Source organism: Streptomyces sp. NPDC005435 (assembly GCF_040703155.1).
Lineage (GTDB): Bacteria > Actinomycetota > Actinomycetes > Streptomycetales > Streptomycetaceae > Streptomyces.
This window is the reverse complement of the sequence record NZ_JBEXEQ010000024.1, coordinates 96,952-117,515: the sequence shown is the minus strand read 5'-3', so window position 1 is coordinate 117,515 and position 20,564 is coordinate 96,952. Positions and strand designations below refer to the sequence as shown.

Here is a 20,564-nt window from a genome sequence, read left to right as displayed (position 1 = left end):
AGGCTGTTCCTGGCGGGTTCCACCAGTCGATCCATGGCGGGATCCGTGGCGGCGGCCCTCAGGTACAGCTGGCTGCGGGCTGAGGACCGACGGCCCCTAGATCAGCGCCGACCGGGCGTGAGTGGCTAGTTGATGGGCTCGGCTTCGCCACTAGTGAGGTCGGTCCAGGTGGCGGACAGGATCTTGTTCTCGACCTGGCTGATGTGTGCCGGGGTGTTCGAGGCTGCCGCTGCGACGACGGTCTCCCCAGTGCTCTTGAGCTTCACGGTCTTCTTGGTGCCGTTTTTCTCCTGCAGGCAACCTGTGATCCGAATCCAGTGCCGGCGGTCACGCCGCCAGTCGATGGCAGCCAGACGCTGCTTGAACTCGTCAAAGGACACAGCCGGAGTGGGCACCGACTGTTCCGCGATGATCTCGGTGAACCTTTTCACCAACTGCTCAGTCGTGTCGTCTCCGGTTGCAGTCTCCTTCTGCATCGCGTCCATGATCGGCCCGAGTTTGTCGCGCCGTACCTGGTTGTAGGCCAATGCGAGGGCCTTGAGGGCGAATGCCCATCCATGGACGTACAGTCGTCGGTAGGTGTCGGCCTGCTTCGTGTCGCTCCAGGCGCTGCCGAATTGACCTTCCAATGTTCTCAGGAATTCGCGGCAGTACGGCAGCACCGCCTCGATGTGGTGGTGCTTGATGTGCTCGCGCTTGCGGTTGCCGTGAGAGATCACGTTGAGCAGCATCTGCTCGAGCGTCGATGCGTCGACGATGTTTTGCACCGCGGTGAGCGTGGCTCCCGTACTGCGGCCGTCGGCGACGCGGTTTTCGAAGATGGTGCCCTTGACTGCCTGGTTGCGCAGCTTGGCCAGGGCGGACGAGGTGTCGAAGGTCGCCACCAGGTTGGTGTTCTTCTTCGTACCGCGTCCGTTGCGATCCGCGAAGCTTTGGGCCGCCGCGTCGACGTCCACCTTTAGTTCGACCTCAAGGGTCACGAAGAAGGTGTCAAGTGCACCATTCTGGAGAGCGAGACGATTCTGCGCGGCCTCGAAGAGGGCGGCGGTCTGGGTCTGTCCGTCGGCCTGCATGATGGGCCGTTTGGGCAGGTAGATCTCGCCGTAGAGGGCTGCCGGGTTCGCTTCATCGAATGCGACGAAAATGGGCTGAGGGTCCTCCTCGAACTCCTCGACCGACTGCCATCCGGTGACGGTAGGCAGGTATGCGACCCGCTCACCGCGGACCGCCTCCAAGATGTACCGACTGAAGTCACCACGGTTGGCGGCCTTTGCGCCCTTGAAGTCGCTCTGCGTCTTGAGGTGGGCGGCCTTCATGCCGTTGGCCTCGTAGTCGACAAGCCGTGGCGGATCGGAAGGGTTATACCTCACAAGGTCCGTGAACTGCCGCAGGCTGGGATGGACTGTGATGCAGATGCGGTATCCGCCCTCCGCGCCTTTCAGGCACAGAGTGCCGCGGATAGCGTGCCGCTTCTCGCTCTCGTGTTGGAAGCGGTAGCGGTGCTGCTCAAAGTTGGCTCGGGCCTCCTCGTCCGAGCTGATACGCAGGATGCGCAAGCCTCCGTATGTCTCATCCTCGGGGATTTCGTCGGTGTTGATCAGCTTCTGCTGACTGATGAACGGCGTACTCATGGCAGCTCCTGCTGGTTGGGCTCGGCTCCCCTTGAGGCGAGCAGTCCGGACTGGCGGGGAATCTCAGGAAGCGATACGGGTGCTGCATCGGTCGGGATGCCGCCTGCATGCGCAAGGACGGACGGCAGAGTGACTAGCTCAATCGAGAGGTTCAACCTCTCAACGGTGTAGACGATCTCGGGTTGAAATTCGAAGGCTGCGATGACGCCACGGATTAGACAGTCGCTGCCGGCGGCTTCCTCGGCCCGGCGTGCCATGGCCAGGTACACCAGGATCTGCCCAAGCGCCTCGTAGCTCGCACTGATCTTGAATTCCCACAGGCGAGTGACGTTGCTCCGGTCGATCGTGCGCATATCCGCGCGCACGGCCGTGCCGTCGTAACTGTTCTCCGTAGCGATGAGCAACTCGCCTGGACGGTGCTGGGCCAGTTCCGAAGCGTAGTAATCCCGCACTCTGCCCTCGCGCTCATGCAGCACCACTCGATCTCGTGTCATCGCATCCAACTCTCGCCCTCGTCACCCCATGCCTCGGAGAGGTTAATTGATACTTCGTCAGGCTGCAAGTAGATCTCGGAGATGTGAACACACGTCGCCGAGACGACTGCGCGCAAGCGCGGATGGTCATGCCCCGGCAGCCTGCGTGATGTAGCCAAGTACTCCACCCTCCGCAGACGCCGCGGGTCTCCGTTTTGTCCCGTGGCAACCGGACTCATCAGAGCGTGGAGGGTGCCGGTATCGATCGCGTCTGAGGAAATGTGACAGCCTCACGCCGGTGAGGGCTGGATCTGCGTTGGTCTGGGGCGCTTCATGCACTGGCGCACTGGGCCGTCTGTGGACCGTCCGATGGCGGCCAACACCGACAGATGACGACAATCCTGCCCTGCTCAGAGGGGGCACCGTGGGTGCCGGCGCATGTGCTCATCCGCGAACGTCAGTTTGAGGAACATCAGAAGTTCCCGTGCCCTGGCCCTGCTCGATCGGGCGGGGAACAGCGGGAAGGTTCGGCGTCTTGGCAAACGAACGGCCCCCGACCATCCGCTCTGGTCAGGGGTCGTTCTCACTGCTCATCGTGCGGAGGCGGTGGGATTTGAACCCACGGTGACATCGCTGCCACGACGGTTTTCAAGGCTGTGTAGCGCTTGGCCCGCCCGTTGGGACTTCATCGATCTCACGTCGTCCGTAAGGTGTCCTGCATGACTATCCCTCGGGAGTGCAACGGGCGCCCACTGACGCTCTATATCCTGGATCTGCAAACTGCCCTGGAGTACGCCCATGAATCACTGGCCGAGGGGCTGAACGTGGAGATCACGGACCGAGATCTCCGTGACACCTTGACGTACTGCACCTTCCAGGACAGCCCGGTACTCACGAAGTACTGGTGTGTCTCCCTGAAGGACGGCGCCAGCACCATGGGGCATCGCTCGGCTTCTGCCCACCAGATCATCGAGGCTGTCGAAGCGTTGCGGCCGGAGGAATACGGTGCTATCCATGCCGACGACCTGGTCGAGTTCTGTAGGGCTTACAGCGTCAAGACACGTGGGCCTGCTGACATCAGTGAGTGACTGACGCCAACAGGGGCGTGCACCACTGGATGTGGCCGAACCTCGGCGGACGATCAGCCGAGGCGCGAAGCGAGTTGATTGAGGCCCCCAAGGGCGGGCGCTGCGACGACCACTCCGCAGACTGCCGTGTCAGTGGAGCCCTTTAGTGTGTGCATCCACCGAACGAGCCACCGTTGTCTGCATAGCTGTTGAGCTGCAATCCCAAGAGGTTCGACCTTGAGGGCCACCGCCGGGACGGAGAGGTCCTGACGTCCTGGACGCTTGCCCGCCACGTGGAAGACGTAGCGGCCGGCGACGAGTTCGTGCTGTGGGTCGGCGGTTCGAACGCCGGCGTGGTCGCGCACGGACACTTCCCCGGTGCTGCCGAGTATGGGCAGCCAGATACACGCTACTGGTCGGAAGACCCGGGCCCCAGGCACTTCGTGCCGTTGGTGGTGGACGAGTGGTTGGATCTTCGAGTGCCGAAGGCCCGCCTTGCAACTGATCCCCGCATGGCGGCGGCATCCATCCTTCGACAGCCTTTCGCGGGCAACCCTCATCGATTGACCGACAAGCAGTGGCAAGCCATCCATCAGGCCATCAAGGCACAGGAAGCCGGAGATCCCGATTGGAACCTCGAACCAGGCGACGAGATCCGTAGGGTCGATCTTCACGGCCAGTACGGCGGGAGCTCCCAGAACGGAATCGCTACCTCTGGGACCACAGACAACATCCTGATCTTCACCCCGGCCAGTTCGGGGCACCAACACGGTGACTACGACACCTGGAACGAAGGCGGGACCTTCCACTACACCGGTGAGGGAGAGACCGGTGACCAGAAGATGATTCGCGGGAACAAGGCCATCCTGGAGCACCGTGAGACCGGCAAGCGGTTGCGTCTCTCCGATGGCGCCCGCGGAACAGTGCGCTACCTCGGGGAGTGGACCCTCGACCCCGATCAGCCGTTCTCGGAGGATGAGGCTCCGGCAACGGGGGGGGCGAGCTTCGCAAGGTGATCCGCTTCCACCTTGTTCCGATCAAGGTCACCATCAGCACGCCAGAGGTCGAGATTGGGCAGGGCTACGTAGCTCCTGATGAGACAGTCGTGCCGGCACCTGCTACACCCAGCCCTCCCGACCCGGATCTGATGGGCCGCAACCTGTCAACGCACCGACGTTTGCAGAATGAGCTTGCCGAGGAAGCCCAGAAACGCGGGCTTACTCCCCTGTCTCCCGACGTCTCCGATCCTGACTTTGATCTCGCTTGGCGTGACGGCAAGGGACGTTTGGCCGTCTGCGAGGTCAAGTCGCGGACACGGGCGAACGAAGCGCGTCAGCTCTGCGCAGGGCTTGGCCAGATCCTCGACTATCAGCACCAGCTCAGTGAGCGCGCACCAGGAGTGTCCGCGATCCTGTGGGTCGAGCGGGAACCGACCGAGGCCGATGGATCACTCTGTGCCAGCGAGTGGGCGTGGTCCCCGCTTGGCCGGGCCAGGAGGAATCACTGTTCGCCGACGGTCAGGGCTGACATCCGCGGGTGACATCAACGTGGCGGACAGGGGCAGACAGTGACCGCTCCGTACGACTATCGTCACAGGCCAGTGAGCTGCCTCACCTGCGCCTCTGTCGTCGTTACAAGAATGGGATGATGTCGTTTATGAAGGGACGAGTCCTTGTCGTCGACGACGACACCGCACTTGCCGAGATGCTCGGCATCGTGCTGCGTGGTGAAGGTTTTGAGCCGTCTTTCGTAGCCGACGGGGACAAGGCGCTGGCCGCTTTCCGGGAGTCCAAGCCGGATCTGGTGCTGCTGGATCTGATGCTCCCCGGGCGCGACGGCATCGAGGTGTGCCGCCTGATCAGGGCGGAGTCCGGGGTGCCCATCGTGATGCTCACGGCGAAGAGCGACACCGTCGATGTGGTGGTGGGGCTCGAATCGGGCGCCGACGACTACATCGTCAAGCCGTTCAAGCCGAAGGAGCTGGTCGCCCGGATCCGGGCGCGGCTGCGGAGGTCGGAGGAGCCGGCGCCGGAGCAGCTCACCATCGGTGACCTGGTGATCGACGTGGCCGGGCACTCGGTGAAGCGCGAGGGGCAGTCGATCGCGCTGACCCCGCTGGAGTTCGACCTGCTGGTCGCGCTCGCCCGCAAGCCCTGGCAGGTGTTCACCCGTGAGGTGCTCCTCGAGCAGGTGTGGGGCTACCGGCACGCCGCCGACACCCGTCTGGTCAACGTCCATGTGCAGCGGCTGCGTTCCAAGGTCGAGAAGGACCCGGAGCGGCCCGAGATCGTGGTGACCGTGCGCGGAGTCGGCTACAAGGCCGGACCGAGCTGACGTGTCCGGGGACAGCGCCGCTTCGGCTCCCGGCCGGCCCGGCGCCCGTCCAGGGCGTCCGGCCGGCCGGAACACTTCGGGTTCGCGCCGTGCGCGTCTGCTGCGCGGCGGGCTGCAGCGCAGCCCGTTCGCGCGCCTGTTCATCCGCTGGGTGCGCCGTCCGCTGCTGCCCGTCATGCGGCTGTGGCGGCGCAACATCCAGCTCAGGGTCGTCGCCACGACCCTGCTGATGTCGCTGGGCGTCGTCCTGCTGCTCGGCTTCGTCGTCATCGGGCAGGTGCGCAACGGCCTGCTGGAGGCGAAGGTGAAGGCCTCCCAGAGCCAGGCCACCGGCGGCTTCGCCGTGGCCCGGCAACAGGCCGACGAGGCCGCAGCGGGCGCCACCGGCGCCGGTACCGGCGGCGACATCGTCTCCGGCACCGACGGTCAGCCCTCGCAGAACGTCATCCAGTGGATGAGCGACCTCGTGGAGTCGCTGTCCAGTGGCGGCGCGGGAGCCTTCGACGTGGTGACGCTGCCGGTCGGCGACGACACCGGCGGCGGCCGCAGCCCGCGCGGTTCGGGGTACGTCAGCCCGACCGACAGCGTGCCCGCGGCCCTGCGCGACCGGGTCAACAGCAGTACGACCGCCGCGCAGAGCTACACCCGCATCGTCTACAGCACCGGCAAGGAACCCCAGCCCGCGCTGGTCATCGGCAAGCAGGTCAACGACCCCAACGGCCACCCCTACGAGCTGTACTACCTCTTCCCGCTCACGCAGGAGGAGAAGTCCCTGAGCCTGGTCAAGACCACCCTCGCGACCGCCGGACTCTTCGTCGTCGTACTCCTCGGGGCCATCGCCTGGCTGGTCGTACGGCAGGTCGTCACGCCCGTGCGGATGGCCGCAGGGGTCGCGGAGCGGCTGTCCGCCGGGCGGCTGCAGGAGCGGATGAAGGTCACCGGCGAGGACGACATCGCGCGCCTCGGCGAGGCCTTCAACAAGATGGCGCAGAACCTCCAGCTGAAGATCCAGCAGCTGGAGGACCTCTCGCGGATGCAGCGGCGGTTCGTCTCCGACGTCTCGCACGAGCTGCGCACCCCGCTGACCACCGTCCGTATGGCCGCCGACGTCATCCATGAAGCGCGCGTGGACTTCGACCCGGTGACCGCGCGCTCCGCCGAGCTGCTCGCCGACCAGCTGGACCGTTTCGAGTCGCTGCTCGCGGACCTGCTGGAGATCAGCCGCTTCGACGCCGGAGCGGCCGCGCTGGAGGCCGAGCCGATCGACCTGCGCGAGGTCGTACGGCGCGTGGTCGGCGGCGCCGAGCCGCTGGCCGAGCGCAAGGGCACCCGGATACGCGTCGTCGGCGACCAGCAGCCCGTGGTGGCCGAGGCGGACGCCCGGCGCGTGGAGCGGGTGCTGCGCAACCTGGTCGTCAACGCCGTCGAGCACGGCGAGGGCAAGGACGTCGTGGTCAAGCTGGCCGCGGCGGGCGGCGCGGTCGCCGTCGCGGTGCGCGACTACGGCGTCGGCCTCAAGCCCGGCGAGGCCACCCGCGTCTTCAGCCGCTTCTGGCGGGCCGACCCGGCACGCGCGCGTACCACCGGAGGTACCGGTCTCGGGCTGTCCATCGCACTGGAGGACGCCCGGCTGCACGGCGGCTGGCTCCAGGCGTGGGGCGAGCCCGGCGGCGGCTCGCAGTTCCGGCTGACGCTGCCCCGGACCGCCGACGAACCGCTGCGCGGCTCACCGATCCCGCTCGAACCCAAGGATTCGCGCCGCAACCGGGAGACCGGCCGCGAGCGCGGTGCGGAGAAGCTGGCCACCGTGCCCGCGCAGGCGACCGAGGCACAGCGGTCGCTGCCGCCGCGCCAGGCGGTCGCCACGGCCGACCCGGCCGCGCTGCCCGGCAACGGCAACGGCGCCCGTGTGGTGCCCCGGCCCGCGAACGGCGCCCCGCACACCGACGACAGTGCCCCGGGCCCGGCGCCCGGGGCGGACGGCGGCCGTCCGGGGACGGCCGTACAGCAGGACCCGACCGAGCCAGGGGAGGCAGTGAGTGGTCGCTGACCGCGAGGGGGGCGCCCGGCGCCGGCCGGGACGCGCGGTGGCGTACGCCGTATGCGGGGCCGTCCTGCTGTCCGGGTGCGCCTCGATGCCCGACAGCGGCGATCTGCGCAACGTCGAGTCCACGCCCCGGCAGGACACCGGGGTGCGGGTCTTCGCGGTGCCGCCGGCCGAGGGCGCCCAGGACGACGACATCGTGCAGGGCTTCATGGAGGCCCTGACCAGTGACGATCCGCAGTACGACACGGCCCGCAAGTATCTGACGCCCGCGGCCGCGCGTGCCTGGCGGCCGGAGCGGGCGACCGTCCTCGCCGACGGGCCGGGCATCATGCGGGACGAGTCGGGGCCGGTCGGGCGGGAACAGGACACCGAGCGGACCTACGTCCTGACGGGCAGCAGGGTCGCCCTGATCGGCAAGGACCACGCGTACGAGCCCGCGGGCGGCGACTACCGCGCCAAGGTGCATCTGTCGAAGGACCCCAAGAGCGGCCAGTGGCGCATCGACAGGCCGCCCACGACGATCGTCATGGGCAAGTCGGACTTCCAGCGCAACTACACCTCGGTCGACAAGTACTACTTCGCGACCCACACCCGGGCCGGTGCGAACGGCCGGCCCGTCGCGGTGGCCGACCCGGTGTTCGTGCGCAGCAAGGTCGATCCGATGACCGAGATGGTGCGCTCGCTGCTGAAGGGGCCGACCAACTGGCTGGAGCCCGTGGTCAGGTCCAGCTTCCCGACCGGTACGGCCCTGCAGCGCGGGGTGACGGGACTGGCACCCGACGACCAGAACCGCCTGGTCGTGCCGCTCAACGCGAAGGTGGCGCGGGTGGGGCGGGCCCGGTGCCGTGAGATGGCCGACCAGTTGCTTTCCACCCTGCGGGACCTGGCTCCGACGCTGGAGAAGGTCGAGCTGGAGGGGCCCGGCGAGCGGCGGCTGTGCGAGCTGGGGGAGGAGCAGTCGGAGAGCGTCGCCTGGCGCGCCTTGGAGCAGAGCCCGCAGTACCTGTACTTCCTCGACGGCAAGCACCGGCTGGTGCGGATGCCGGCGGGAGTGGGCGGGTCCGGCGCCACACCGGTGCCGGGCGTGTTCGGCGAGGGCACCAAGACGCTGCGCTCGGTGGCCGTCTCCCGGGACGAGCACATGGTCTCCGGGGTCAGTGCCGACGGCCGGGCGCTGTACGTCACCCCGCTGGCCGCCGAGGGCGCGCTCGGGGAGCCCGTGGTGACCAGCCAGGGGGCGGCCGAGGACGAGCGGCTGACCCAGCCGAGCTGGGACGCGCGGGGCGATCTGTGGGTGGCCGACCTGAACCCGGCCAAGCCGCGGCTCTACGTCGTGAAGCAGGGCACCGGAAAGCCGGTGGCCGTGACGCTGCCCGCGTCGCACGGCCGGATCACGGATGTGCGGGTGGCCGCGGACGGGGTGCGGGTCGCGCTGGTCGTGGCCTCGAAGGACGACAAGCAGTCGCTGCTCATCGGCCGGATCGAGCGCGGGGACGAGGAGGGCGGCACCCCGGCGGTCGTCGGCGCCCGTCCGGCCGCCCCCGACATGGAGCTGGTCACGGCGATGTCCTGGGCCGGTGACAGCCGGCTGGTCGTGGTCGGCCGCGAGCAGGGCGGCGTGCACCAGATGCGGTACGTACAGGTCGACGGCTCCACGCTGGAGGGCCCGGCGCCCGCCGCGCTCTCCCGGGTGACGGCGATCGCCGCCGCCGAGGACGAGCGGATGCCGCTGGTCGCGTCCTCGGAGGACGGGATCGTGCGGCTGCCCTCGGGGGCGCAGTGGCAGAAGGTCGACAAGGACGGGACGGCGCCGGTCTATCCGGGGTGAGGCCGGACCCGTGGGTGTGAAGCGGCCCGGTTTCCCTTGGGGAGTCCGGGCCGCTTCACATCTGGGGAGTCCGGGCCGCTTCGCGTCGCCTCTCACTCGTACGGGTGAGGGCCGTCGGGCCTGGGGGTCGGTTGTCCACAGGGCGTTGTCCACAGGGGTGGCCGGGAGGGCGGAGCCTCGGCACAGTGGAGCCATGCGGGGATGGTGGCAGGACCTCACGGACCTGGTGCTTCCGGCCGACTGTGAGGGCTGCGAGGCGCCGCGCACGGTGCTGTGCCCACGGTGCCGGAGAGCACTGGGCGGTGCGGCACCGCGCCGGGTGCGGCCGTCGCCCGAGCCGGCCGGGCTGCCGGTGGTGCACGCGGTGGCGCCGTACGCCCGGGAGGTGCGGTCGCTTCTCCTCGCGCACAAGGAAAGAGGGGCGCTGGCGCTGACGGGAGCTCTGGGCGCGGCCTTGGCGGAGGCCGTGCGCGCGGGACTTCCGGCCAGGGTTCCGGTACGGGCGGAGCGGGGCGCATCGCATCTCGGGCCGTTGCGCGGAGTCCAGGGACCATCGCGCCTCGGGCCGCCGTACGGGGCCCACGGACCACCGGGCCCGGTGATCCTCGTCCCGTTGCCCTCCGCGCGGGCGGCGGTGCGGGCGCGGGGGCACGATCCGGTGCGGCGGATGGCCCTCGTCGCCGCCGGGCGGCTGCGGCGCGGTGGCACGCCGGCCCGGGTGGTGTCGGTGCTGCGGCAGCGGCGGCCGGTGCTCGACCAGGCGGGGCTGGACGTGCGGGAGCGCCGGGCGAACCTGGCCGGTGCCCTGGAGGTGACGGCGGGCGGGGCGCGGCTGCTCGGCGCGGGCCGGGTCGTGCTCGTGGACGACCTGATGACGACGGGCGCGACCCTCGCGGAGGCGGCGCGGGCCGTGCGGGAGGCGGCCGGTTCGCATCGCGGAGAGAGAACGTCCGTGTACCCCGGCGGAACTCGGGAAGGAAGGTGGAAACGAGAGACAGGGGCACGATCGGAGAGCGAAAACTCGGTGCAGGGTGCACGGGAAAAGAGGGCACCGAAGGCCACGGGAGTGGCACTCCGGGCGGCGGTGATCGCCGCGCCCCCGGATTCTTTCGAAATAGCCAGGAACTGACCTTCTACCTGCGTCGTTGCTGGTAGCAAGAGCGGAAAATCACCTGAACGGAGGTACGCCGCAGTAGAGGGTGACGACATACGTCCGGGCGAGATATGTTCGGTTGTGAGGAAAGGCGCAGGCCAGACCTCGCATATCCGAATGCCGCGCCGCGTGATTTCCGCAATCACCCGCGCCGGCGGGATGGAGATCTCGCCCACGGGGGAGGAGGAGGTGGACGTCACCGAGTCCGAAGGTTCCGGGGCCCACCGGGACCTGGTGCAAAAGGGAGATGCTCCGCCGCTGCTGCGGGGCTATCCGGGAACGGAGTTCTGCGTGGACATCGTCGTCAAGGGCCGCAAGACCGAGGTGCCCGAGCGGTTCCGCAAGCACGTGGCCGAGAAGCTGAAGCTGGAGAAGATCCAGAAGCTCGACGGCAAGGTGATGAGCCTCGACGTCGAGGTGTCCAAGGAGCCGAACCCCCGCCAGGCCGACCGCTGTGACCGAGTGGAGATCACGCTCCGCTCCCGCGGTCCGGTGATCAGGGCGGAAGCGTCCGCCAGCGACCCGTACGCGGCCCTCGACATGGCCGCGGAGAAGCTGGAGGCGAGGCTGCGCAAGCAGCACGACAAGCGCGTCGTGCGCCGGGGCGCACGGCGTATCCCCGCGGCCGAGGTGCCCGACGTGGTGCCGGGTGTGGCGACGCTCTACCCCGACGGCGTTCCCGTCCCGCCCGCCGAGTCCGACGGCGGCGTGCCGACCAAGAGGATTGGCTCGCTGGAGGTCACGGGCGACGGCCCGCTCGTCGTCCGCGAGAAGACCCACGTCGCCTCTCCGATGACCCTTGACCAGGCTCTCTACGAGATGGAACTGGTCGGCCACGACTTCTACCTGTTCGTCGACTCCGAGACCAAGGAGCCGAGCGTCGTCTACCGGCGACACGCCTACGACTACGGCGTCATCCACCTCAGCACGGACCCGATGGTGGCGGAGGTGGCGCCGCCCGCGGCGGGCGGCACGCTGGGCGGCTGATCCGGCCCGGTGAAGCGGAGCGGGTGCCCCTGGAGCGCGTGTGCGCCCCCAGGGGCACCGGTGTGCGACCACTTCACGCCCCGCACGGCACCGCGGCGGCCCCCGGGCATGAAATCATGACCGCACGGCCCAACCGGTGGGCCGCTGCCTTGGGTTGGCGATGGCAGGACCACAGGCCACAGCCTTCAGGGGGAGGAACGATGGCGGACACCTTCGGACCCATGCGTGACCCGGACGCCGACCACGGTGACCTCGGCCGGGAGCCGGATGCGGGTGCCCCGCGCGCGGAGCCGATCAGAGTGCTGGTCGTGGACGATCACGCCCTCTTCCGCCGGGGCCTGGAGATCGTGCTCGCCGCCGAGGAGGACATCCAGGTCGTCGGCGAGGCGGGCGACGGGGCCGAGGCCGTGGACAAGGCGGCCGACCTGCTGCCGGACATCGTGCTGATGGACGTGCGGATGCCCCGGCGCGGCGGGATCGAGGCGTGCACCTCCATCAAGGAGGTCGCCCCCAGCGCCAAGATCATCATGCTGACGATCAGCGACGAGGAGGCCGACCTCTACGACGCGATCAAGGCGGGCGCGACCGGGTACCTCCTCAAGGAGATCTCCACGGACGAGGTGGCCACGGCCATTCGCGCGGTGGCCGACGGGCAGTCGCAGATCAGCCCGTCCATGGCGTCCAAGCTGCTCACCGAGTTCAAGTCGATGATCCAGCGCACCGACGAACGCCGGCTGGTACCCGCGCCCCGGCTGACCGACCGGGAGCTGGAGGTCCTCAAGCTGGTGGCCACGGGGATGAACAACCGGGACATCGCCAAGGAGCTGTTCATCTCCGAGAACACCGTGAAGAACCACGTGCGCAACATCCTGGAGAAGCTTCAGCTGCACTCCAGGATGGAGGCCGTGGTCTACGCGATGCGGGAGAAGATCCTCGAAATCCGCTGACCCCGGACCGGCGTCCGCCGGCGCTCAGGCCAGCGCGCGGGCCAGTACGGCGGCCAGCGGTGCCCGTAGCTCGGGCTCCGTCACGCGCTCCACGCGGACGTCCGTGCAGCCCACCCAGCTCGCCGCCTCGATCAGCGCGTCGGCGACCGCCACCACGGCCTTCGGGCCGTCCAGCGTGACCTGCCGGGCCACCAGCGTGCGCCCCTCGCGCGCCGGGTCCACCCGGCCGACCAGCCGGCCGCCGGAGAGCACCGGCATCGCGAAGTAGCCGTGGACCCGCTTCTGCTTGGGGACGTACGCCTCCAGGCGGTGGGTGAAGCCGAACAGGCGCTCCGTACGGGCCCGTTCCCAGATCAGGGAGTCGAACGGGGAGAGCAGCGTCGTACGGTGGCGGCCGCGCGGCGCGGTGGCCAGGGCCGCCGGGTCCGCCCAGGCCGGCTTGGACCAGCCCTCGACCTCGACCGGCACCAGACCCGAGTCGGCGATCACCGCGTCCACCTGCTCGCCCTTGAGGCGGTGGTAGTCCGCGATGTCCGCGCGCGTGCCGACGCCCAGCGACTCGCCGGCCAGCCGGACCAGACGGCGCAGGCACTCGGCATCGTCCAGTTCGTCGTGCAGCAGGGCCTCCGGGATGGCGCGCTCGGCGAGGTCGTACACCCGCTTCCAGCCGCGCCGCTCGACGCAGACCACCTCGCCGTACATCAGCGCGCGTTCGACGGCGACCTTGGTGCCGGACCAGTCCCACCACTCGCTGGTCCGCTTCGCGCCGCCCAACTCGGTGGCCGTGAGCGGGCCTTCGGCGCGGAGCTGCTTGATCACCTGCTCGTAGGCGCCCTCGGGCAGCTGGTGGTTCCAGTGCGGGCGGGAGCGGTAGGCGCGGCGGCGGAAGGCGAAGTGGGGCCACTCCTCGACGGGCAGGACGCAGGCGGCGTGCGACCAGTACTCGAAGGCGCGGGTGTCCTGCCAGTAGGCCGACTCCACGGCCTGGCGGCCGACGGCGCCGAGGCGGGCGTAGGGCACCAGTTCATGGGAGCGGGCCAGCACCGAGATGGTGTCGAGCTGGACCGCGCCCAGATGCCGCAGCACCCCGCGCACCCCCGCCCGCCGGTCGGGCGCGCCCAGCAGGCCCTGGGCCCGCAGGGCGAGACGGCGGGCGTCGTCCGCGGTGAGCGTGGTGGCGGGGCGCGGCAGGGTCGTCATGGTCGCCGACGATAGAGGGTGGCACTGACAGCGGCCGCCCAGCCGGGACTTCCCGCAGGTCAGGTGGTCACAGCGGGAGCGGGCGCGGCCAGATACGGGGCGGCCGGGACCAGCCCGAGGTCGGAGGGGAGCAGCGAGCCGACCCAGGAGTCGCGCCGTATGCCCCGGTGTTCGACGGCCGCGCGCAGCGTGCCCTCCATGGTGAAGCCGACGCGTTCGGCCACCGCGCGGGAGGGCAGGTTGCCCACCTCGGCGCGCCACTCCAGGCGGTCCACGGACAGTTCGGTGAAGGCCCAGCGGGCCGCGGCGAGGACGGCCTCGGTGACGTACCCCCGGCCGCGGTGCTCGCGGGCCGCCCAGAAGCCGACCTCGGCGGCGCCGGGACCGCGCCGCATGACGCCCAGTACGCCCGCCAGCGCGCCGTCGGGCAGGAACAGACCGAAGTGGTACTCCGAGTCGTCCGCCCAGCCCCGGGCCACCACGCCGATGAACGCGTCGGCGTGCTCGCGCAGGTAAGGAGAGGGAAAAGAAGAGATCCAGCGCTGGGTCGCGGGGTCCTGCGCGGCGGCGTACACCGCCTCGGCGTCGGCCGGTCCGGCGGCGCGCATGCGGAGGCGGTCGGTGGTCAAGGTGACGGGGTCCATCGCCCGATTCTGTGCGGCTTCGCCCCGTCGCCGCCACGGCTTTTCGCGGTGGGTGAGCGCGGGGTCACGATTCGCGCAAATCCCTGATCCGGCGCGGCACTATCCGCCGCGCCCGCGCGTTGTCCACAGTGAGGCGCGCACCGGGTCGCCAGGCCCTCCCGGCGCGCCGGGGTCCTCGCATACGATGGCCGTTGCTCAGCAAGTCACATGGAAAACAGACCGTCCCAGGCCCGACCGGCAAGGAGACCACCCCCCGTGTCCGTCCTCTCGAAGATCATGCGTGCAGGCGAAGGCAAGATCCTGCGCAAGCTGCACCGCATCGCGGACCAGGTCAACTCCATCGAAGAGGACTTCGTGGACCTCTCCGACGCCGAGCTGCGGGCCCTCACCGACGAGTACAAGCAGCGGTACGCCGACGGTGAGAGCCTGGACGACCTGCTCCCCGAGGCGTTCGCCACCGTCCGCGAGGCCGCCAAGCGCGTCCTCGGCCAGCGGCACTACGACGTCCAGATGATGGGCGGCGCCGCGCTCCACCTCGGTTACGTGGCCGAGATGAAGACCGGTGAGGGCAAGACCCTCGTCGGCACCTTGCCCGCTTATCTGAACGCGCTCTCCGGAGACGGCGTCCACCTCATCACGGTCAACGACTATCTGGCCGAGCGCGACTCCGAGATGATGGGCCGCGTCCACCGCTTCCTGGGTCTCGAGGTCGGCTGCATCCTCGCCAACATGACCCCGGCCCAGCGCCGTGAGCAGTACGCGTGCGACATCACCTACGGCACGAACAACGAGTTCGGCTTCGACTACCTGCGCGACAACATGGCGTGGGCGCAGGACGAGCTGGTGCAGCGCGGCCACAACTTCGCCATCGTCGACGAGGTGGACTCCATCCTCATCGACGAGGCGCGTACGCCGCTGATCATCTCCGGCCCGGCCGACCAGGCCACCAAGTGGTACGGCGACTTCGCCAAGCTGGTCACCCGCCTCAAGCGCGGCGAGCCCGGCAACCCGCTCAAGGGCGTCGAGGAGACCGGCGACTACGACGTCGACGAGAAGAAGCGCACCGTCGCCATCCACGAGTCCGGTGTCTCCAAGGTCGAGGACTGGCTCGGCATCGACAACCTCTACGAGTCGGTGAACACCCCCCTCGTCGGCTACCTGAACAACGCCATCAAGGCGAAGGAACTGTTCAAGAAGGACAAGGACTACGTCGTCATCGACGGCGAGGTCATGATCGTCGACGAGCACACCGGCCGTATCCTCGCCGGCCGCCGCTACAACGAGGGCATGCACCAGGCGATCGAGGCGAAGGAAGGGGTGGACATCAAGGACGAGAACCAGACCCTCGCCACGATCACCCTGCAGAACTTCTTCCGCCTCTACAACAAGCTCTCCGGCATGACCGGTACGGCGATGACCGAGGCCGCCGAGTTCCACCAGATCTACAAGCTCGGCGTGGTCCCCATCCCGACCAACCGCGAGCTCGTCCGCAAGGACCAGTCCGACCTGATCTACCGCACCGAGGTGGCCAAGTTCGAGGCGGTCGTCGACGACATCGCCGAGAAGCACGAGAAGGGCCAGCCGATCCTCGTCGGCACCACGTCCGTCGAGAAGTCGGAGTACCTCTCCCAGCAGCTCAGCAAGCGCGGCATCCAGCACGAGGTGCTGAACGCCAAGCACCACGAGCGTGAGGCGTCGATCGTCGCCCAGGCGGGCCGCAAGGGCGCCGTCACGGTCGCCACGAACATGGCGGGCCGCGGTACGGACATCAAGCTCGGCGGCAACCCCGAGGACCTCGCCGAGGCGGAGCTGCGCCAGATCGGCCTGGACCCCGAGGAGCACATCGAGGAGTGGGCGGCCGCGCTGCCCGCCGCGCTGGCCCGCGCCGAGCAGGCGGTCAAGGCCGAGAAGGAGGAGGTCGAGCGCAGCGGCGGCCTCTACGTGCTCGGCACCGAGCGGCACGAGTCGCGCCGTATCGACAACCAGCTGCGCGGCCGTTCCGGCCGTCAGGGCGACCCGGGCGAGTCCCGGTTCTACCTCTCCCTCGGTGACGACCTGATGCGCCTGTTCAAGGCCGCCATGGTCGAGCGCGTCATGGCGATGGCGAACGTCCCGGACGACGTGCCGATCGAGAACAAGATGGTGACCCGCGCCATCGCCTCCGCGCAGTCCCAGGTCGAGCAGCAGAACTTCGAGACCCGTAAGAACGTCCTGAAGTACGACGAGGTGCTCAACCGGCAGCGCGAGGTCATCTACGGCGAGCGCCGCCGCGTCCTGGAGGGCGAGGACCTCCAGGAGCAGGTGCAGCACTTCATGGACGACACGATCGACGCGTACGTCGCCGCCGAGACCGCCGACGGCTTCCCCGAGGACTGGGACCTGGACCGGCTGTGGGGCGCCTTCCGGCAGCTCTACCCGGTGAAGGTCACCATCGAGGAGCTGGAGGACGAGGCGGGCGACCGGGCCGGCCTGACCGCCGAGTTCATCTCCGACTCCATCAAGGACGACATCCACGCGCAGTACCAGGCGCGTGAGGAGCAGCTCGGCTCCGAGATCATGCGGGAGCTGGAGCGGCGGGTCGTCCTGTCGGTCCTGGACCGCAAGTGGCGCGAGCACCTCTACGAGATGGACTACCTCCAGGAGGGCATCGGCCTGCGCGCGATGGCGCAGAAGGACCCGCTGGTCGAGTACCAGCGCGAGGGCTTCGACATGTTCACCGCCATGATGGAGGGCATCAAGGAGGAGTCCGTCGGCTACCTGTTCAACCTGGAGGTCCAGGTCGAGCAGCAGGTCGAGGAGGTCGAGGTCCAGGCCACCGAGCCGGTCGGCGGCGTCCAGGACATCGTGCCCGCGCAGGTTCCCGCGGGCGCGCGGCCGGAGATCCGGGCCAAGGGGCTGGATGTTCCGCAGCGCCGCGATCTGCACTTCTCCGCGCCCACGGTGGACGGCGAGGGCGGTGTGGTCGAGCGCGACCTGGAGGACGACGAGCCGGTGCGCTCGGAGGCCGACGGCCTCACGCGCGCGGAGCGGCGCAAGCAGGCGAAGGCCCGCGGCCGCCGCAAGAAGTGACGTTCGCCCGCCGGCGGCTCGGGCGGCTGACCGCCTGAGCCGGTGACTTCAAGGGCCGGGTCCCTCCTCACGAGGGGTCCGGCCCTTCGCCGTGTCCGGGCTCAGCCGGCGTCCTCGCGCGGGAGCCGGGGGCCCGCCAGCTCCACGGCCGTGCAGCGCCAGCGCAGATCCCGTCCCCGCTCCAGCCGGAAGGCGAGCGCCCGCAGCCGGTCCCCGGCCGCGACCCGCGCGAACACCTCCAGCGCGCCGTCCCGGGGCACGAAGTACCCGAGGTCGCTGACGACGGGGCGCACACCGGGGGCGCGCAGCGGGTTCCGCTCGGCGAGCCGCGCCAGATCGTCGTACGCCTGGCCCGCGGTGTGCCGCAGCATCCAGTGCACGGGGCGCTGACCGCTGAGGACGGCGACGAGACGGTCGGCGAAGAGGTCGGTGGGGCGGGGCCGGGAGCGCGGGGTGATGCCGGGCGCCGCCGCGTCCGGCCGGGACGCCCGGGGAGGCTGGACCGCCGGCACGGGCCTCGTGGGCGGGGTCTGGGCGCCTGGCCGCTGTGCCGGGGTGTGAGCTGGCCGAGGCGGGTGGGGCGGGGTGCCGGTGCCGGGAGCCGACGCGCCCCGGCGGGCTGTCGGGCGCGGTTCGGCCGCTCCGGCGGGGGGCGTGGCGCGGGGGCCGGTCACCTTGCCGGGGGCTGCGGTGAGTGGGCGTGCTGCCGTGCCGGGGGTTGTGGTGAGTGGGCGTGCTGCCGTGGCCGGGGCCGAGGGGGCCGGGTAGGGCGCTGTGCCCGGCGTCGAGGCGCCCGCGTGCGCCGTCGTGCCGGGTGCCGTGGCGCCCAGGTGGGCCGCCGCCTCCTGGGCCGTGTGCGGGGTCGTCAGGGGCTCCAGGGCGTCCGTCGCGTCCCGGGCCGTCCTCGCCTCCGGGCGGGGCCTCGACGGAGTGCGGGGCGGGGGCGTGCCCGGGTGGCGGGGGTCGTGGCGGCTCGGGGGACGGTGGCGGGGGTGGGGTTTACGGCTCATGACCTTGTTCATGGGGGTCCCCGTTCGGGAGGAAGCCGGTGATACCGGGCGGTAACTCGGTGGGGACCTTGTACGGGGGCCGGAGTCGCGTCGGCAAGGAACGCGGGAGCCGTGGCGCGGGGGCCGGAATGTTCACTTATCCGGGTGACGGGGAGGGGTGGAAAGCCCGGGAGTTCGGGGAGGGGCCGGGTGACAGCGCGGCGTGGGGTGGACGCCCGGCGGGGTGCGGGCGGGCGCCCGAAAGGGGACGGGCGCACGTATTCTGGAGGCGCTCCGGGGGCGGCCGAACGGGCCTTCCCGTGAGCCTCAGCTGAGCCCCTGACCAGGAAAAGAGCGGCCGGAATGCGCGTCTACGTACCCCTGACCCTGCCCGGGCTCGCCGAGGCGTACCGCACGGGGGTGCTGGGCACCGGCTCCTTCGTCGCCTACGCCGTCACACCCGACCTGCGCCAGTGGTGCGGCTCGGAGGACCTGGAGGAGCTGGAGTACGCGGCGCTCGGCCAGGCGGCCCTCGCCTCGCTGCGGCTGCTCGCCGCCGACGAGTCGGCCGCCCCGCGCCGGGTCGTGGTCGCCGCCGACGTACCGGACCGTGCCGTCGCGCCGGGCCCGTACCGCGACGAGGAGCCGGCCGAGCTGGGCGAGGTCATGGTCACCGCCGAGGTGCCGCTCGCCAAGGCGGCCGCGGTGCACGCCGACGCCGAGGACGCCGAGCCGGACGTGGCCGCCGCCGCGGCGGCGCTGGCGGAGGCGGACGCCGGGGACGACCACGACCTGGCCGCGGTGGAGACCGCCGACCGCCACGAGCTGCTCTGGTACGCCACGCAGGAGATCCCCAGCCTGCTCCGCCGGCCCTGACCCACCGCCCTGCCCGGCCTTGACCACCCGCCCGGACCGGCCCTGTCCCACCGTCCTGCCCGGCCTTGACCACCCGCCCGGACCGGCCCTGACCCACCGTCCTGCCCGGCCTTGACCACCCGCCCGGACCGGCCCTGACCCACCGCCCCGCCCGCCCCCCGCCCGGAACGCCCCCGACCCCCTCCTGACCTGCGGCGATCATCCGCCCATGGCCCATTGTCAGTGGGAGTGGGTACGGTTTCGGACATGGGGAAGCAGGGGAACGCGCACATCGTCTGGGACTGGAACGGCACTCTGTTCCACGACATCGACGCGATCATCGGGGCGACGAACGCGGCTTTCGCCGAGCTGGGCCTGGAGCCGATCACGCTGGAGACGTACCGGGCGCTGTACTGCGTCCCGGTGCCGAAGTTCTACGAGCGGCTGCTCGGCCGGATGCCGACCGAGGCCGAGTGGGACGTGATGGACGGCGCCTTCCACCGGCACTACACCGAGTGGCGGACGCGCTGCGGCCTGACCGAGGGCGCTGCCGACCTGCTCGCCGGCTGGCGGTCGGCGGGCAACAGCCAGTCCCTGCTGAGCATGTACGGCCACGAGGAGCTGCTGCCGCTGGTGCGCGGCTTCGGCATCGAGGCCCACTTCCTGCGGATCGACGGGCGCACGGGCCCCTCCGGCGGCTCCAAGGCCGAGCACATGGTGCGCCACCTGAGGTCGCTGGAGGAGCTGGTGGCCCCCGAGCGCACCGTCGTCATCGGCGACGCGGCGGACGACGCCCTGGCGGCCCGTCACGTGGGCGCGCGGGCCGTGCTCTACACCGGCGGCTCCCACGGTCCGGCCAGCCTCCGCGCGGCCGGAGTGCCGGTGGTGGACACCCTCGCCGAGGCGGTCGAAGAGGCCCACCGAATAGCGGCATAGCCCGCCCCCGGCCCTTACGGCGCTGTGCAGAACGTCAAACTTCACCCCCCGGTTTTGTACACATACGGCTCATGACGGGCCCGGGGTGAGGAGCGATAGCCTGGTGGCGTGATCAGCGCGATATCTCGCGGGGGCGCCACCGCCCCTGCCCTGCGCCCGGTTCGCACGGAGCACCTCCGTGACCGGGCGGTGGTCGCTGGTCCTCGCGGGCGCGACAGGGGCGCCAACGCCTCCAGGACGCCGGGAACGGCACGGGACACGTCGGCACTGGGCGCAGCGTCGCACCCGACAGACGTGTCGACATTGGCCGAATTCCTCCCGCCCATCTCACCTCGCGGCATAGCGTCGGAACGGACCGGACACCCCGGGCCGTGGCGTCATACCGGAGGGAAAGAGACCGTACT

Annotated in this window: 17 protein-coding genes; 12 read left to right on the top strand and 5 right to left on the bottom strand. The window is 70.0% G+C overall.

What is annotated here, in order from left to right; all coding sequences use genetic code 11:
• Window positions 1-125 precede the first annotated feature (125 nt).
• Both AB0898_RS27015 and AB0898_RS27010 read right to left on the bottom strand, forming a co-directional pair.
• The gene (locus tag AB0898_RS27015) at window positions 126-1,631 is read right to left on the bottom strand and encodes a DNA sulfur modification protein DndB (protein ID WP_366805592.1); all 1,506 of its coding nucleotides are present in this window, start codon (window positions 1,629-1,631) and stop codon (window positions 126-128) included.
• Window positions 1,628-2,110 (bottom strand): hypothetical protein, encoded by a 483-nt coding sequence (locus AB0898_RS27010; protein WP_366805591.1) that lies wholly within the window; start codon window positions 2,108-2,110, stop codon window positions 1,628-1,630. Before AB0898_RS27010 ends, AB0898_RS27015 begins: the two co-directional genes overlap by 4 nt.
• A gap of 713 nt (window positions 2,111-2,823) precedes the next feature.
• Between AB0898_RS27010 and AB0898_RS27005 the strand changes: the two genes are divergently transcribed.
• The 9 genes from AB0898_RS27005 to AB0898_RS26965 all read left to right on the top strand — a co-directional run bounded on the left by AB0898_RS27005 (window position 2,824) and on the right by AB0898_RS26965 (window position 12,467).
• On the top strand, window positions 2,824-3,192 hold the full coding sequence (locus tag AB0898_RS27005; protein ID WP_366805590.1) for a hypothetical protein: 369 nt from the start codon (window positions 2,824-2,826) through the stop codon (window positions 3,190-3,192).
• A 272-nt stretch (window positions 3,193-3,464) separates the two neighbouring features.
• The gene (locus AB0898_RS27000) at window positions 3,465-4,187 is read left to right on the top strand and encodes a hypothetical protein (protein WP_366805589.1); all 723 of its coding nucleotides are present in this window, start codon (window positions 3,465-3,467) and stop codon (window positions 4,185-4,187) included.
• Complete coding sequence (locus AB0898_RS26995; RefSeq protein WP_366805588.1) at window positions 4,184-4,711, top strand: hypothetical protein; 528 nt, start codon at window positions 4,184-4,186, stop codon at window positions 4,709-4,711. The genes AB0898_RS27000 and AB0898_RS26995 overlap by 4 nt, the downstream gene beginning before the upstream one ends.
• Before the next feature lie 104 nt (window positions 4,712-4,815).
• Window positions 4,816-5,505 (top strand): two-component system response regulator MtrA, encoded by a 690-nt coding sequence (mtrA, locus tag AB0898_RS26990; RefSeq protein WP_199210776.1) that lies wholly within the window; start codon window positions 4,816-4,818, stop codon window positions 5,503-5,505.
• Between the two features lies 1 nt (window position 5,506).
• Window positions 5,507-7,555 carry an MtrAB system histidine kinase MtrB gene (gene mtrB, locus AB0898_RS26985; RefSeq protein ID WP_366805587.1) on the top strand — a complete coding sequence of 683 codons (2,049 nt, stop codon included), beginning with the start codon at window positions 5,507-5,509 and terminating at the stop codon, window positions 7,553-7,555.
• Window positions 7,545-9,380, top strand: a complete 1,836-nt coding sequence (locus AB0898_RS26980) for an LpqB family beta-propeller domain-containing protein (protein ID WP_366805586.1) — start codon at window positions 7,545-7,547, stop codon at window positions 9,378-9,380. The genes mtrB and AB0898_RS26980 overlap by 11 nt, the downstream gene beginning before the upstream one ends.
• Before the next feature lie 193 nt (window positions 9,381-9,573).
• Window positions 9,574-10,509, top strand: a complete 936-nt coding sequence (locus AB0898_RS31920) for a ComF family protein (protein WP_407078413.1) — start codon at window positions 9,574-9,576, stop codon at window positions 10,507-10,509.
• A 315-nt stretch (window positions 10,510-10,824) separates the two neighbouring features.
• Entirely contained in the window at window positions 10,825-11,520 is a 696-nt protein-coding gene (hpf, locus tag AB0898_RS26970; protein WP_366805601.1) for a ribosome hibernation-promoting factor, HPF/YfiA family, read from the top strand.
• 200 nt (window positions 11,521-11,720) lie between these two features.
• Window positions 11,721-12,467, top strand: a complete 747-nt coding sequence (locus AB0898_RS26965; protein WP_366805584.1) for a response regulator transcription factor — start codon at window positions 11,721-11,723, stop codon at window positions 12,465-12,467.
• Between the two features lie 24 nt (window positions 12,468-12,491).
• On the opposite strand, the gene AB0898_RS26960 is transcribed toward AB0898_RS26965, so the two are convergent.
• A complete protein-coding gene (locus tag AB0898_RS26960) occupies window positions 12,492-13,667 on the bottom strand; it encodes a DNA glycosylase AlkZ-like family protein (protein ID WP_366805583.1) in 1,176 nt (391 codons plus the stop codon).
• Between the two features lie 59 nt (window positions 13,668-13,726).
• Window positions 13,727-14,311, bottom strand: coding sequence for a GNAT family N-acetyltransferase (locus tag AB0898_RS26955; protein ID WP_366805582.1), 585 nt, complete (start codon window positions 14,309-14,311; stop codon window positions 13,727-13,729).
• A 255-nt stretch (window positions 14,312-14,566) separates the two neighbouring features.
• Here AB0898_RS26955 and secA point away from each other — a divergent pair, with 255 nt between their 5' ends.
• Window positions 14,567-17,380, top strand: a complete 2,814-nt coding sequence (secA, locus tag AB0898_RS26950; RefSeq protein ID WP_366805581.1) for a preprotein translocase subunit SecA — start codon at window positions 14,567-14,569, stop codon at window positions 17,378-17,380.
• A 101-nt stretch (window positions 17,381-17,481) separates the two neighbouring features.
• On the opposite strand, the gene AB0898_RS26945 is transcribed toward secA, so the two are convergent.
• Window positions 17,482-17,892: an Rv3235 family protein gene (locus AB0898_RS26945; protein ID WP_366805580.1), complete on the bottom strand. Its 411-nt coding sequence runs from the start codon at window positions 17,890-17,892 to the stop codon at window positions 17,482-17,484.
• Between the two features lie 840 nt (window positions 17,893-18,732).
• On the opposite strand from AB0898_RS26945, the gene AB0898_RS26940 reads away from it, so the two are divergent.
• Together AB0898_RS26940 and AB0898_RS26935 are read left to right on the top strand one after the other, a co-directional pair.
• A complete protein-coding gene (locus AB0898_RS26940) occupies window positions 18,733-19,245 on the top strand; it encodes a DUF6912 family protein (protein ID WP_366805579.1) in 513 nt (170 codons plus the stop codon).
• 246 nt (window positions 19,246-19,491) lie between these two features.
• A complete protein-coding gene (locus AB0898_RS26935) occupies window positions 19,492-20,160 on the top strand; it encodes an HAD family hydrolase (protein ID WP_366805578.1) in 669 nt (222 codons plus the stop codon).
• The last annotated feature ends 404 nt before the right edge of the window (window positions 20,161-20,564 follow it).